Below are 11,773 nucleotides of genomic sequence, written 5' to 3'. Positions count from 1 at the left end.
TGTCATGACGGCGCCCCTCTGCAGAAAGGACCGCCATGACCTCCCCCGCCCAGTCCGCTCACCTCCCTCTCGGCGTCGAAGCCCCCCGCTACGCCCGCTCCGACCTCACCGTCGGCATCGTGCACATCGGGGTGGGCGGGTTCCACCGCTCCCACCAGGCGATGTATCTCGATCGCCTCATGAACCAGGGACTCGCCCGCGACTGGGCCATCTGCGGCGTCGGGCTGCTGCCCGGCGACGCCAGGATGCGTGACGTCCTGCGGGCTCAGGACCACCGCTACACCCTCGTCCTCCGGCACCCGGACGGGCACGAGGAGGTCCGCGTCGTCGGCTCACTGGCCGACTACCTGTTCGTCCCGGACGATCCTGCCGCGGTCGTGTCCAGGATGGCCGACCCGGCGACCCGGCTGGTGACGCTCACGATCACGGAGGGCGGCTACAACCTCAGCGAGGCGACCGGGGAGTTCGCCGGCGACGCGGCGGCGATCGTCGCCGACCTGGCCGACCCGGCCCGCCCCCTCACCGCTTTCGGCCTGGTGGTGGAGGCCCTGCGCGTGCGCCACGAACGCGGCATCCCGCCTTTCGCTGTGCTGTCGTGCGACAACATCTCCTCCAACGGTGACGTCGCCCGGCGGGCATTCTCCGCCTACGCCGCACTGCGGGACCAGGAGTTGGGCCGGTTCGTCCGGGAGGAGGTGGCGTTCCCGAACTCGATGGTCGACCGGATCACGCCGCAGACGACGGACGCCGACCGCGCCTCCCTCCGCGAGCGCTACGGCATCGACGACGGCTGGCCCGTGATCGCCGAGCCTTTCGCCCAGTGGGTGGTCGAGGACCGCTTCCCCCTGGGACGCCCGGACTGGGACCTCGTCGGGGCCCAGCTCGTCGACGACGTGGTGCCCTACGAGCACATGAAGCTCAGGCTGCTCAACGCCTCCCACCAGGCCATGTGCTTCTTCGGCATCCTGCTCGGCCACCGCTACGTCCACGAGGCCGTCGCCGATCCGCTCATCGCGCGGCTCCTGCGCGCCTACTGGGACAGGGAGGGGATCGTCTCTCTGCCCGGAGCCGCACCCGGGATCGATCTGGCCGACTACACCGCGACGCTGCTCGAGCGGTACGGGAATCCGGCCATCGCCGACACCCTCGCCCGGCTGGCCGCCGAGACCTCGGACCGGATCCCGAAGTTCCTCCTTCCCGTCGTGCGCGACCTGCTCGCCACGGGGAGGCCCGTCGACGTGAGCGCGGCCGTGGTCGCCAGCTGGGCACGCTACGCAGAGTGTCGCCCCGACGAGGTGGTCGACAACCGCCGCAGCGAGGTGATCGCGGCGGCCCAGCGCCTCAGTGAGGACCCGGTGGGGTTCCTGCGTGACCCGGAACTCTTCGGTGACCTGGCCGACCAGGGCAGGTTCGTCGACCCCTACCTCCGGGCGCTGACGCTACTGCGCGAGCAGGGCGTCCGCGTCGCGCTCGAGGCCCTTGTGGGCTGACTTCGGCGTCCTGGGAAGCCTCCGCAGCACCAGCGGCAGCACGATGCCCACGACCGCCACCAGGCCCATCACGGTGAACGCCAGCACGTAGTTGGCGCCGTCGCCCACCAGGCCCGCCGCGGCCACCGGACCCAGCACCCCCGCCAGCGACCACCCGACGAGCATCAGGCCGTAGATGGCTCCGGCATGGGTGAGCCCGAAGGCGGCACCCGACGCCGCCGGCAACGTGCCGAACGCCCCGCCGTAGCAGAGGTAGACGACGGCGGCGAGGGCGACGAAGCCCAGCCCGGTCGCGTGGGGCAGCGCGATCAGCGCGAGGCCCTCGAGCGCCAGAATGACGATCAGGACCGGCACCGCTCCGACCTTCTGCGCCACGGCGGCCCACGCGATGCGGCCTGCACCGTTGAACAGGGCCAGGACGCCCACGATGGTGGCCGCCGCCGCGACGTCGAAGCCTGCGACGTCGACCGCCGCGCCCGCCATCATCGAGATCAGGGAGATGCCGGCGGCGACGGCGACGACCAGCACCCCCGTGAGGAGGTACCAGTGCGGTGTCCGCAGCGCCTCCCGCACGGTCAGGTCGCCGGTGGCGGCCACCGTCCGGTCGGCCTCGGCAGCCGGCGGCGGGAACATGAGCAGCGACCCGATGACCCCGAGCACCAGGTAGCCGGCGCCGAGCGGCAGGAACGCCGCGGCCGGCGCCCCGGGGTCCAGCGACAGCAGCCACTGCGCGACCGGGGTCGTCAGCGTCGCGCCGAAGCCGAACCCGCCGACGGCGATGCCGGTCACCAGCGAGCGCTGCCGGGGGAACCACTTCTGCAGGAGCGCGACCGGCACGATGTAGGCCATGCCGAGCCCGAATCCGCCGATGATGCCGTAGCCGAGGACGAGCAGCCACAGGTCACCGCCGTCACGGGCGAGCGAGGCGAGCATGAGGCCGAGGCCGTAGAGGACGCTGCCGACCAGCGCGACCACGCGGGGACTGCTGCGGTCCTGCAGCCGACCCCCGACGGAGGTGCCCACGAAGATCATGCCGATGGCCGCCTCGAACGGGACGGTCGCTGCGACGTGGCCGAGCCCCATCGTGTCGGGCTGCTGCAACGCGCGGCCGAAAAGGCTCCACGCGTACACGCCCCCGATCACCAACTGGATGAGGACACCGCCGAGAAGAGCCAACCAACGCACGGGGGCTAGTCTGCCCTAGCCTCAGCCAGCTCCGGCACCCGCCCCTGGGTTCCGGGCGCGGGAGCCGTCTCCCTGACCGTCAGGTCGAAGGGGATGGGAAGGAACTCCGGCTGCAGGTCCTCGCCGTTGAGCCGCCTGAGCAACCGGTCGAAGGCGGTCCGCGCGAGCCAGTCCTTGTCCGGGCGGATGCTGGTGAGGCTCGGGGTGGAGAACAGCCCCTCCTCGACGTCGTCGAATCCGACCACGGCCACGTCCTCCGGGACCCGGATGCCCCGCTCGTTCAGGGCGCGGATGGCACCGAGCGCCATGGGATCCGCGAAACAGAAGATCCCGTCCACCTCGACGCCGCGATCCAGCAGTTCGCACATCGCACGGTATCCCTCGGCCCGCGTGAAGCCGCTGAGATGGATCACGAGCTCCTCGTCGAACTCGACACCGGCATCTTCGACCGCCGCCCGGTACCCCGCGAGCCGCTGGGCGCTGGTGCCGCCAGGCCTCGTGTTGGCGCCGAATGCTGCGATGCGATGCCTCCCGGCCGCGAGCAGATGCGCCGTCGCGGTCCGGCTCGCCTCGACGCTGTCGACGGCCACCCGGTCGAAACCCGGATAGTGGTCCTCGCCGAGGAACACGATCGGGATCCCCGGGTGCAGGGCGTCGAAGTCCGTGCGGACGAGGCTGAGCGGGCTGAGGATCATGGCGTCGAAGAGCGCGCCGTTCGCCCTGCCCAGCCACGCGAGTTCGAGTGCCCGGTCGCCGTCCGTCTGGTCGATGACGACGGTCAACCCATGGCTGGTCCCCTCCTGCACCAGGGTGCGGGTGATCTCGGCGAAGTACGGGTTGTCGAGTTGGGGCAACATGAGCCCGATGAGCCCCGACCGCCCACGCTTCAGGCTGCGGGCCAGCTCACTCGGCCGGTACGACAGCCGCTGGATACTGGCCAGCACCCTCGCCCTGGTGGCTGGGGCCACGTGTTCGAACCCATTGACGACGTTCGAGACGGTCCTCTCGGAGACCCCCGCATCGGTCGCGACATCCCGTCTGGAAACCATTCTCAACCCCCGCCCTTAGCCTCTCACGGGCGCCCCGGCGGCTCAGACGCGGGGCGATGACAACGATCCTATAAAGATTCGGACATCCCGGTTGCATCGAGGCAAATTTGCTTACACTCGTGGCAAACGCGGGTTGCATCGAGGCAAACCGCGTTGGGCGTCGGGAGCGATCTCCACCACAACAGGCGCCTGGGCTTTGGGTTATTGGGCGTGGACACAGACGTCGCGCCGCAGAAAGGAGACCCCGAAGATGAAGAAGTTGTTCAGACTCTGCGCGCTGGCGCTCGGAGCATCCCTTGCATTCACGGCCTGCGCGGGCGGTGGCGGCGGTGGCGGCGGTGGCGGCGCGACTGATCCCGCCCCCTCGTCCAGCGGCAGCCTGCCCGCGGTCAACGAGGACGGCACAGTCAACGACCCGGAGAGCGTGGAAGTCGACCCGAACAAGCTCGTCTTCTGGTCGCTGTTCTCCGGCGGCGACGGCGCCTTCATGGACCAGATCATCACCGACTACAACGGAACTAGCCCCTCGAAGGGCGTCCAGTCGGTCATGCTCGTGTGGGCCGACTACTACACGAAGCTGTCGACGGCCGTCGCCGCGAACCGCGGCCCGGACATCGGCGTCTCCCACGTGTCCAAACTCCCGGAGCTCGTCGCGAAGGGCATCGTCCAGCCGATCGACGAGTACGCCACCGCAGCCGGGACGAACTGGGACGACTACCCGAAGGCCTCTGTCGACAGCGTGACGTTCGACGGCGAGAAGTACGCGATTCCGCTGGACACCCATGCCTGGATCCTCTACACCAACTCGGACCTGCTGACCGCGGCAGGAGTCGCCCCCGACGGCGACGGGATGATCTCCATCGAGAGCTCCGAGGAGTTCCTCGACGTCCTCGGGAAGATCAAGGCTTCCGCCCCGGAGGGCACCGCGCCGATCTCCTTGTCGCAGCAGGGCGATGACCCCTACCGCACGTGGTGGGCCACCTACTTCCAGCTCGGCGGCACGCCCATCGTCTCCGACGACGGCAGCGAGATCACCATCGACAAGGACAAGGCCGTTGAGGCAGCCGAGTTCGTCAACAGCATCTGGGCCGACGGCTACTCGCTCGAGGGCATCCAGGACGCGCAGCAGCTGTTCCAGGAGGGCAAGGCCGGAATGTTCTTCGGCGGCACCTGGGCGGTGGGCCCGTTCAGCGGCACGGACGGGCTGAACTTCGGTCTGCAGCCGTTCCCGAGCCTCTTCAACGGCAGCGATGCCGGCTGGGCCGACTCGCACGTTCTCATCATCCCGACCAAGAAGGATCGCAGCGCCGAGGACACCCAGGCGGCTGTGGACTTCATCAACTACGTCGCCTCCGAGGGTGGGCTCACCTGGGCCTCCTCCGGTCAGATCCCGTCCAACAAGACCGTGACCGACAATCCTGAGTACGCCAAGCTGCCCTTCCGCAGCAACTACATGGAGGCGAAGGAGACCGCGATCCTGCCCCCGCAGAACGAGAACTTCTACGCGCTCAAGGAGACCATGATCACGAACCTAAACATGATCTGGGCCGGTCAGGCCGAGCCCGCACAGGGCATCGAGGACATGATCAGCGAGATGGAGTCCGACCTCTCCTGAGTCAGGAACCGTCGCCTCAGCCGACCGCCGGTGCCTGGCGGGACCCCACGCCAGGCACCGGCCCGGCCGAGCGATCGGCATCGCAAGTACCTGCCACTCAAGGAGGAGTGTCAATGGAATCGAAGAAGAGATTCTGGATCGCCCTGCTCTTCATACTGCCCTTCGGGCTGTTGTACACGGTCTTCACGATCTGGCCGGTCTTCCAGGGCATGTGGATCAGCCTGTGGAAGTGGGGGCTGATGGGCCCCCAGAAGTTCGTCGGCCTCGACAACTTCACCAAGGCGTTCGGGGACAAGTACTTCTGGGGCGCACTGGGCAACACCACCATCTTCACGCTCATCACCGTGCCGATGCTGATGCTGACCGCCATTTCGTTCGCCCTCATGGCCAACCGCCCCACGAAGATCCGGAAGTTCGCCCGCTCGGCGTTCTACATCCCGAGCGTCCTGTCGGTCTCCGTGATCTCGTTCGTGGCCATCTTCATGGCGGAGCCGCACCAGGGCTTCATCAACAACCTGCTCCACGACATCGGCCTGCTGCCCCCGGGCGTCGAGCCGCAGTGGATCCAGGGCAACGGCCTCAACTGGATCACCCTGTCGGTGACGACCGTGTGGTGGACGGTCGGCTTCAGCATGCTGCTGTACCTCGCGGCCCTGCAGGAGATCCCCGACGAGGTCTACGAGGCGGCCGACATCGACGGCGCCTCGAAGTTCCGGCAGCTGTTCTCGATCACGCTGCCGCTGCTGTCGAACACGCACTGGCTCGTGCTCCTGCTCCAGGTGCTCGCCTCCTTCAAGGTCTTCGGCCAGACACAGCTGATCACCGGCGGCGGCCCGGGCACCTCGACGAGGTCGATCGTCCAGTACGTCTACGTCCAGGGCTTCGGCAAGGACAACATGGGATACGCCTCCGCCATGTCGTTCGCCCTGTTCGTCATCCTCCTGGTCTTCTCGCTGGTCCAGGTCCGCCTGCAGGGAAGGAGCCAGCGCTCATGAAGAAGCGGATGAGTTTCGGTGGGGTCTTCCTCACCGTCTTCACGGTCTTCTCGGCCATCATCGTGCTGCTGCCCGTCGTCTGGGCGCTCGCCGTCTCCCTGAAGCGGGAGGGCAGCCAGATCGGCAACTCGATCAACTGGTTCCTGCCGCCGTACACGCTCGAGAACTACCCGCGGGTCCTGCTCGGCTCCGACGTGATCATCTGGGTGTACAACAGCACCCTCGTCGCGGTCCTGTCGACGGCGCTGACCCTGGTGGTCACCCCGCTCGCCGCCTATGCGATCGCCAAGATCGGATTCCGCGGCCGCGGGATCCTCTACATCTACTTCATGCTGGGCATGATGATCCCGGTCGAGGCCATGATCATCCCGCTCTTCGTGACGACCAACAGCTTCGGCCTCGTCGACACGTACCCGGGCCTGCTCCTGCCGGGCATCGCCGTCTCGATGAACCTCATCATCATGGTGGCGTTCATGCGGCAGATCCCCAACGAACTGATAGAGGCCGCCCGCATCGACGGCGCCGGCTACTGGCGCATCTTCTGGCACGTCGTGCTGCCGCTGTCGAAGACGATCATGATCACCGTCGGCATCTTCTCGTTCACGGGTAGCTGGAACAACTACCTGTGGCCGCTGCTCGTCTCGATGAACAGCAACATGTTCACCTTGCCGATCGGTATTCCCACCTTCGCCGGCACCTACACGATCGACCGCGTGCTGCCGATGACGGCGAACATGGTCGCCTCGCTGCCCATGATCGTGCTGTTCATCCTGCTCGAACGGTTCATCGTCAAGGGCGTCAGCATGACCGGCATCAAGGGCTGAGCCCTCCCCCACTCCTCACCTACACCACAGCAAAGAGAGAGAGACGATCAGCGTGAGCGTCATCCCCAAGCCGGAACACCCCCGACCACAGCTGGTCCGGGCCGACTGGCTGAACCTCAACGGCACCTGGGAGTTCGAGATCGACGCCGGGGACTCCGGGTTCGAGCGCGGGCTCGTCGATGCCCCCTACGGCCGCGAGATCCTCGTGCCGTTCGCCCCCGAGTCGACCGCCTCCGGCATCGGCGACACTGACTTCCTCAACGCGGTCTGGTACCGCAGGACGGTCCGGCTCCCCGAATCGTGGGAGGGTCGCGACGTCCTGCTCCACTTCGGGGCCGTCGACCACGACGCGACGGTGTGGGTCGACGGCCAGGAGGTCGCCCGGCACCGCGGCGGCTTCTCCTCCTTCACGGCGAACCTCGCCGGACTCGTCACCGCCGGGGAAGAGTTCACCCTCGTGGTCCGGGCCCGGGATCCGCACGGTGTGCCGCAGGCTCGCGGCAAGCAGGCCAACTGGTACTACAACTCCGAGTGCTTCTACACGCGCACCACCGGCATCTGGCAGACGGTGTGGCTTGAGGCCGTCGGACGGACCCACCTCTCCTCGGTCCACATCGTGCCGAACCTCGGCGACACCTCCTTCACGGTGGGCGCGGAAATCTCCGGCCACCGCCCCGGGACGACGCTTGAGGCCGTCCTCCGCGACGAGGCGGGCGAGGTCGCTCGCGCCTCCGTCCCCGTCGTCGAGATGGGTCCCAGCCTGCGGCTGCCGATCCCGGCCGACAGGGTCCGCACCTGGTCGCCCGCCGATCCGCACCTCTACGACCTCACGGTCCGCGTCGTCGCCGGCGACGAACTCCTCGACGAGGTCGGCTCTTACGCCGGCCTCCGGTCGGTGACCATCGACGGCCGGCGCCTGCTGCTGAACGGGGAGCCGGTGTTTCAGCGGCTCGTCCTCGACCAGGGCTACTGGCCGGACACCCTCATGACCTCCCCGTCGGACGAAGCCCTGCGCGCGGACATCGAGCTGGCCATGGCCGCTGGCTTCAACGGGGCGAGGCTGCACCAGAAGGTGTTCGAGGAGCGCTTCTATTACCACGCGGACAAGCTCGGTTACCTGGTCTGGGGCGAGTTCGGCGACTGGGGAGCCGGCGGGCACGGCCCAGCGGGCGACCACCAGCAGCCGACGGCATCCTTCATCACCCAGTGGGTGGAGGTGCTGCGACGCGACAGGAACCACCCGTCGATCGTCGGCTGGTGCCCGCTCAATGAGACCTGGCAGCCGATGGGCGACCGGATCTCGCAGCTCGACGACGTGACCCACGGCATGTACCTGGCAACGAAGGCGTCCGATCCCACCCGCCCGGTCCTGGACACGTCCGGCTACTCGCACCGCGTGCGCGGCGCCGACGTCTACGACTCGCACGACTACGAGCAGAACCCTGCGAAGTTCCGCGAGAACCACGCCGGGCTGGCCACGGACACCCCGTACCAGAACGAGCACGACGGGCGGGTCATCTCCATCGACTACGCCGGCCAGCCGTACTTCGTCTCCGAGTACGGCGGCATCTGGTGGAACAGCGAACTGGCGGCCGTCGACCCGGATGCCGAGCAGGATCCGAACCGCGTCGATTCCTGGGGCTACGGCTCCCGGGTGCGCACGCTGGAGGAGTGGTACGCCCGGTTCGAAGGCCTCACCAACGTGCTGCTCGAGGATCCCCGCATGTTCGGCTACTGCTACACGCAGCTGACGGACACCTTCCAGGAACAGAACGGCATCTACGGCTTCGACCGCAGCCTGAAGTTCGACGTCGATCGAATCAGCGCGATTCAGAAGCAGCGAGCCGCGTTCGAGGACACCACGGACGGTGACCGCGGCTGACGGGCCCCCGGACAGGCGACGAGGCGCCACCGCCCGCAACGGCGGTGGCGCCTCGTCGCGTCTGCGGGCTCAGCTGCCGGCAGGCAACTGCGGCACCGGGGTCCGCCCCAGTCGTTGCTCCAGGCGACGCAGCTCCCTGCGGGACGCGTAGCGCACCTTGCCCATGACGATCTGACCGCTCAGCACGATGCGCGGCAGACCCTTCGTCGGGCGCGACGCCACCCGGGTGCTGAACATGCCCTGGCTGGTGCCGGCGACGCGCTCGACGTCGACTCCCCACCCCTCGGGGACGATGATGGTCAGGGTGCCCTGGGTGACGGCCACGATGTCGATGACGGAGGCGAGCGGGATGGCCTCCAGGAAGTTCAGCATGATCGTGTTCATGCTGGTGCCCATCACCTCGATGAACGGGGGCACCTCCCAGGCGCCCTCCCTCTTCAGGGCCTGGAAGCCGACCGCCTTGAGGTACAGCGGGTCGTCCCAGGTGGAGCCGGGACCGCTCAGCATCGGCGGCGCCTCGCGGAGGAAGGCCTCCAGGTCGGCCGACGGGATCAGGTCACCGAGCACGGCCCGCAGATCACCCTGCGTCCTGGCCTCCAGGCAGCGCCCCACGCGACCGCCGAGCTCATCGAACTCGATCCGGCCGTCCGCGGCGGCCTGCCTGGTCACCTCGACAGCGCGCTCGCGGAGCGCTGGGGCGATCCTGACCTTGTCATCAACGTGCGGGATGTCCATCGCCCCATTGTGACCGACAAGGGGCTTGCTCCCTCCCCACCCCCAGCTGACACGGGACACTAGGCTGCCGTCATGACCGCACGTGCCGAAGGCGCCCTCGTCGGGCTCGCAATGGGAGACGCGCTGGGCATGCCGACCCAGATGCTCACTCGTGGCCGCATCGCCGAGCTTCTCGGTTCGATCGACCGTTTCCTGCCCGGCCCCGCCGAGAACCCCATCAGCCCCGGGCAACTGGCGGGCACCGTGACCGACGACACTGCGCAGGCGCTCATCCTCGCCCGTCTCCTGATCGACGGCGACGGCACCGTCGACCTGACGGCGTTCGCGACCGCGCTGAGCGACTGGCACCACGAGATGGAGGCCCTCGGCTCGCTCGACCTGCTCGGGCCATCGACGCTGCGGGCGATCGAGGCGTTCCGCGCCGGGGCCTCCCCGACGGAGACTGGCCGCTGGGGCGACACCAACGGGGCAGCCATGCGGGTCGCTCCGCTCGGCATCGTCCACGCCCCGTTCCCGCTGGCCCGGCTGGTCGAGCAGGTCGCCGCCGTCAACGTGCTGACGCACAACACCCGCATCGCCAACGCCGGCGCTGCCGCAATCGCCGCAGCCGTCTCGGCGGGCATCGAAGGCGCCTCGATCCCGGACGCGCTCGAGGTGGCGGTCGCCGCCGCCGAGTTCGGCGCGGCTCTCGGCCATGCGACCCCGGGGGCGTCGGTCCCGCACCGGATCCGCTGGGCCATCTCACTGGCGTTGGGCGAGGACCCGCTGGAGGCGATCGACACCCTGGTCGGCACCTCCGTCGCCACCCAGGAGGCCGTGCCCGCCGCGCTGGCCGTCGTCGCCGCGTTCCCGCACGACCCGTGGGCAGGGCTGTGCGCCGCTGCCTCGCTGGGCGGCGATTCCGACACGGTCGCAGCCATGGCGGGCGCCGTCTACGGCGCTTGCTGCGGGGTGGACGCGTTCCCGCCGGACGCCGTCGTCGAACTGGAGTCCGCGAATCCCGGGCTCGACCTGCGCGGCACCGCAAGGACGCTGGCGGGGCTGCGCCGATGACGCGGCTCGTCGTGATCGGCAGCGTGATCGCCGACCAGATGATGACGGTGCCCTCCCTCCCTGAGCGTGGCGGCGACGTGCTGGCCGGGCCCGTGGCGGTGCAGCCGGGCGGCGCCTTCAACATCCTCGCCGCCGCGGCACGGCTCGGGCTGCCCACCGCGCTCGCGGGCAGGCTGGGGTCGGGCCCTCTCGGCTCCATGCTCGCGGGCGCGCTGCGCGGGCTGGGCACAGAGCTCCTCCTCCCCTCGCCGACGGCGACTCCGGCACCTGCATCGGGTTCGTCGAGCCCGACGGGGAGCGGACCTTCGTGACGAGTCCCGGCGTCGAACAGACACTGACCGACGCCGACTTCGGGCTGATCGACTGGACCGGGGGCGACTCCCTCTACGTCAGCGGGTACGACCTGCTGTACCCGGAGACCGGGCCCGCCGTGGCCGCCCTGCTCGATCGCTACCGGCCCGCCACACTGCTGGTCGATCCTGGGCCGCTCGTCGCGGAGGTCCCCGCAGACCTGCTGGACCGGGTGCTGGCGGTGACCGACGTACTGAGCCTGAACGAGCGGGAGCTGCGGATCCTCGGAGAGGACGATACCGGCGGCCGGCTGCGGCTGCTGGACAGGCTGCCGGAGACCGGCGCCGTCGTGGCGCGGGTCGGCGCGGAGGGCGCCTGGCTGCACCGCCGCGGCCGCGCCCCGGAGCTCATCCCCAGCCTGCCCGTCACCGTCGTCGACTCGACGGGCGCCGGCGACGCGCATGCCGGGGCACTGCTGGCAGGCCTTGCCGGCGGCCTGGAGCTGCCGGAGGCCGTGCGTCTGGCCAACGCCGCCGGCGCCCTTGCCGTCACGAGGGCCGGATCCGCGACGGGCCCGACGAGCGCGGAACTGGCCGCCGCCCTGGGGTGACCCCGGAGACGGCGGGAGCCGCGCCCCTTGTCAGGGACGCGGCT

General features: G+C 69.1%; 11 protein-coding genes. 8 read left to right on the top strand and 3 right to left on the bottom strand.

The genetic code is table 11. The features are described from left to right. Positions 1 to 35 precede the first annotated feature (35 nt). The gene (locus tag H9L22_RS16345) at positions 36 to 1,490 is read left to right on the top strand and encodes a mannitol dehydrogenase family protein (RefSeq protein ID WP_187720826.1); all 1,455 of its coding nucleotides are present in this window, start codon (positions 36 to 38) and stop codon (positions 1,488 to 1,490) included. Here H9L22_RS16345 and H9L22_RS16340 read toward each other — a convergent pair. Together H9L22_RS16340 and H9L22_RS16335 are read right to left on the bottom strand one after the other, a co-directional pair. Then, entirely contained in the window at positions 1,440 to 2,675 is a 1,236-nt protein-coding gene (locus tag H9L22_RS16340) for an L-lactate MFS transporter (protein WP_187720825.1), read from the bottom strand. The two genes, H9L22_RS16345 and H9L22_RS16340, sit on opposite strands and share 51 nt — an antisense overlap. 5 nt (positions 2,676 to 2,680) lie before the next feature. Then, the gene (locus H9L22_RS16335; RefSeq protein ID WP_187720824.1) at positions 2,681 to 3,724 is read right to left on the bottom strand and encodes a LacI family DNA-binding transcriptional regulator; all 1,044 of its coding nucleotides are present in this window, start codon (positions 3,722 to 3,724) and stop codon (positions 2,681 to 2,683) included. Between the two features lie 250 nt (positions 3,725 to 3,974). On the opposite strand from H9L22_RS16335, the gene H9L22_RS16330 reads away from it, so the two are divergent. The 4 genes from H9L22_RS16330 (at position 3,975) to H9L22_RS16315 (ending at position 9,040) form a co-directional block, all read left to right on the top strand. Further along, a complete protein-coding gene (locus H9L22_RS16330; RefSeq protein WP_187720823.1) occupies positions 3,975 to 5,339 on the top strand; it encodes an ABC transporter substrate-binding protein in 1,365 nt (454 codons plus the stop codon). 113 nt (positions 5,340 to 5,452) lie between these two features. After that, entirely contained in the window at positions 5,453 to 6,334 is an 882-nt protein-coding gene (locus H9L22_RS16325) for a carbohydrate ABC transporter permease (RefSeq protein ID WP_187720822.1), read from the top strand. After that, the gene (locus H9L22_RS16320) at positions 6,331 to 7,158 is read left to right on the top strand and encodes a carbohydrate ABC transporter permease (protein ID WP_187720821.1); all 828 of its coding nucleotides are present in this window, start codon (positions 6,331 to 6,333) and stop codon (positions 7,156 to 7,158) included. The genes H9L22_RS16325 and H9L22_RS16320 overlap by 4 nt, the downstream gene beginning before the upstream one ends. Positions 7,159 to 7,210: 52 nt before the next feature. Further along, positions 7,211 to 9,040, top strand: coding sequence for a glycoside hydrolase family 2 protein (locus tag H9L22_RS16315; RefSeq protein WP_226965938.1), 1,830 nt, complete (start codon positions 7,211 to 7,213; stop codon positions 9,038 to 9,040). A gap of 69 nt (positions 9,041 to 9,109) precedes the next feature. On the opposite strand, the gene H9L22_RS16310 is transcribed toward H9L22_RS16315, so the two are convergent. Next, positions 9,110 to 9,775, bottom strand: a complete 666-nt coding sequence (locus tag H9L22_RS16310) for a DUF1707 SHOCT-like domain-containing protein (RefSeq protein WP_187720820.1) — start codon at positions 9,773 to 9,775, stop codon at positions 9,110 to 9,112. 72 nt (positions 9,776 to 9,847) lie between these two features. On the opposite strand from H9L22_RS16310, the gene H9L22_RS16305 reads away from it, so the two are divergent. The 3 genes from H9L22_RS16305 to H9L22_RS16295 are packed head-to-tail and all read left to right on the top strand — an operon-like array spanning position 9,848 to position 11,729. Continuing rightward, positions 9,848 to 10,828: an ADP-ribosylglycohydrolase family protein gene (locus tag H9L22_RS16305; RefSeq protein ID WP_187720819.1), complete on the top strand. Its 981-nt coding sequence runs from the start codon at positions 9,848 to 9,850 to the stop codon at positions 10,826 to 10,828. Beyond that, positions 10,825 to 11,139, top strand: a complete 315-nt coding sequence (locus tag H9L22_RS19910) for a PfkB family carbohydrate kinase (RefSeq protein ID WP_187720818.1) — start codon at positions 10,825 to 10,827, stop codon at positions 11,137 to 11,139. The genes H9L22_RS16305 and H9L22_RS19910 overlap by 4 nt, the downstream gene beginning before the upstream one ends. Beyond that, complete coding sequence (locus tag H9L22_RS16295) at positions 11,136 to 11,729, top strand: PfkB family carbohydrate kinase (RefSeq protein ID WP_264292494.1); 594 nt, start codon at positions 11,136 to 11,138, stop codon at positions 11,727 to 11,729. Before H9L22_RS19910 ends, H9L22_RS16295 begins: the two co-directional genes overlap by 4 nt. The last annotated feature ends 44 nt before the right edge of the window (positions 11,730 to 11,773 follow it).

Origin of the sequence: Tessaracoccus defluvii (genome assembly GCF_014489575.1) — a bacterium.
Classification (GTDB): Bacteria; Actinomycetota; Actinomycetes; order Propionibacteriales; family Propionibacteriaceae; genus Arachnia; species Arachnia defluvii.
This window is presented reverse-complemented; position numbering and strand designations above follow the sequence as displayed.

Coding starts and splice junctions, on each gene's coding strand:
- H9L22_RS16345 (WP_187720826.1), top strand. CDS start 36: ATGACCTCCCCCGCCCAGTCCGCTCACCTCCCTCTCGGCGTCGAAGCC.
- H9L22_RS19910 (WP_187720818.1), top strand. CDS start 10,825: ATGACGCGGCTCGTCGTGATCGGCAGCGTGATCGCCGACCAGATGATG.
- H9L22_RS16330 (WP_187720823.1), top strand. CDS start 3,975: ATGAAGAAGTTGTTCAGACTCTGCGCGCTGGCGCTCGGAGCATCCCTT.
- H9L22_RS16320 (WP_187720821.1), top strand. CDS start 6,331: ATGAAGAAGCGGATGAGTTTCGGTGGGGTCTTCCTCACCGTCTTCACG.
- H9L22_RS16325 (WP_187720822.1), top strand. CDS start 5,453: ATGGAATCGAAGAAGAGATTCTGGATCGCCCTGCTCTTCATACTGCCC.
- H9L22_RS16310 (WP_187720820.1), bottom strand. CDS start 9,775: ATGGACATCCCGCACGTTGATGACAAGGTCAGGATCGCCCCAGCGCTC.
- H9L22_RS16335 (WP_187720824.1), bottom strand. CDS start 3,724: ATGGTTTCCAGACGGGATGTCGCGACCGATGCGGGGGTCTCCGAGAGG.
- H9L22_RS16305 (WP_187720819.1), top strand. CDS start 9,848: ATGACCGCACGTGCCGAAGGCGCCCTCGTCGGGCTCGCAATGGGAGAC.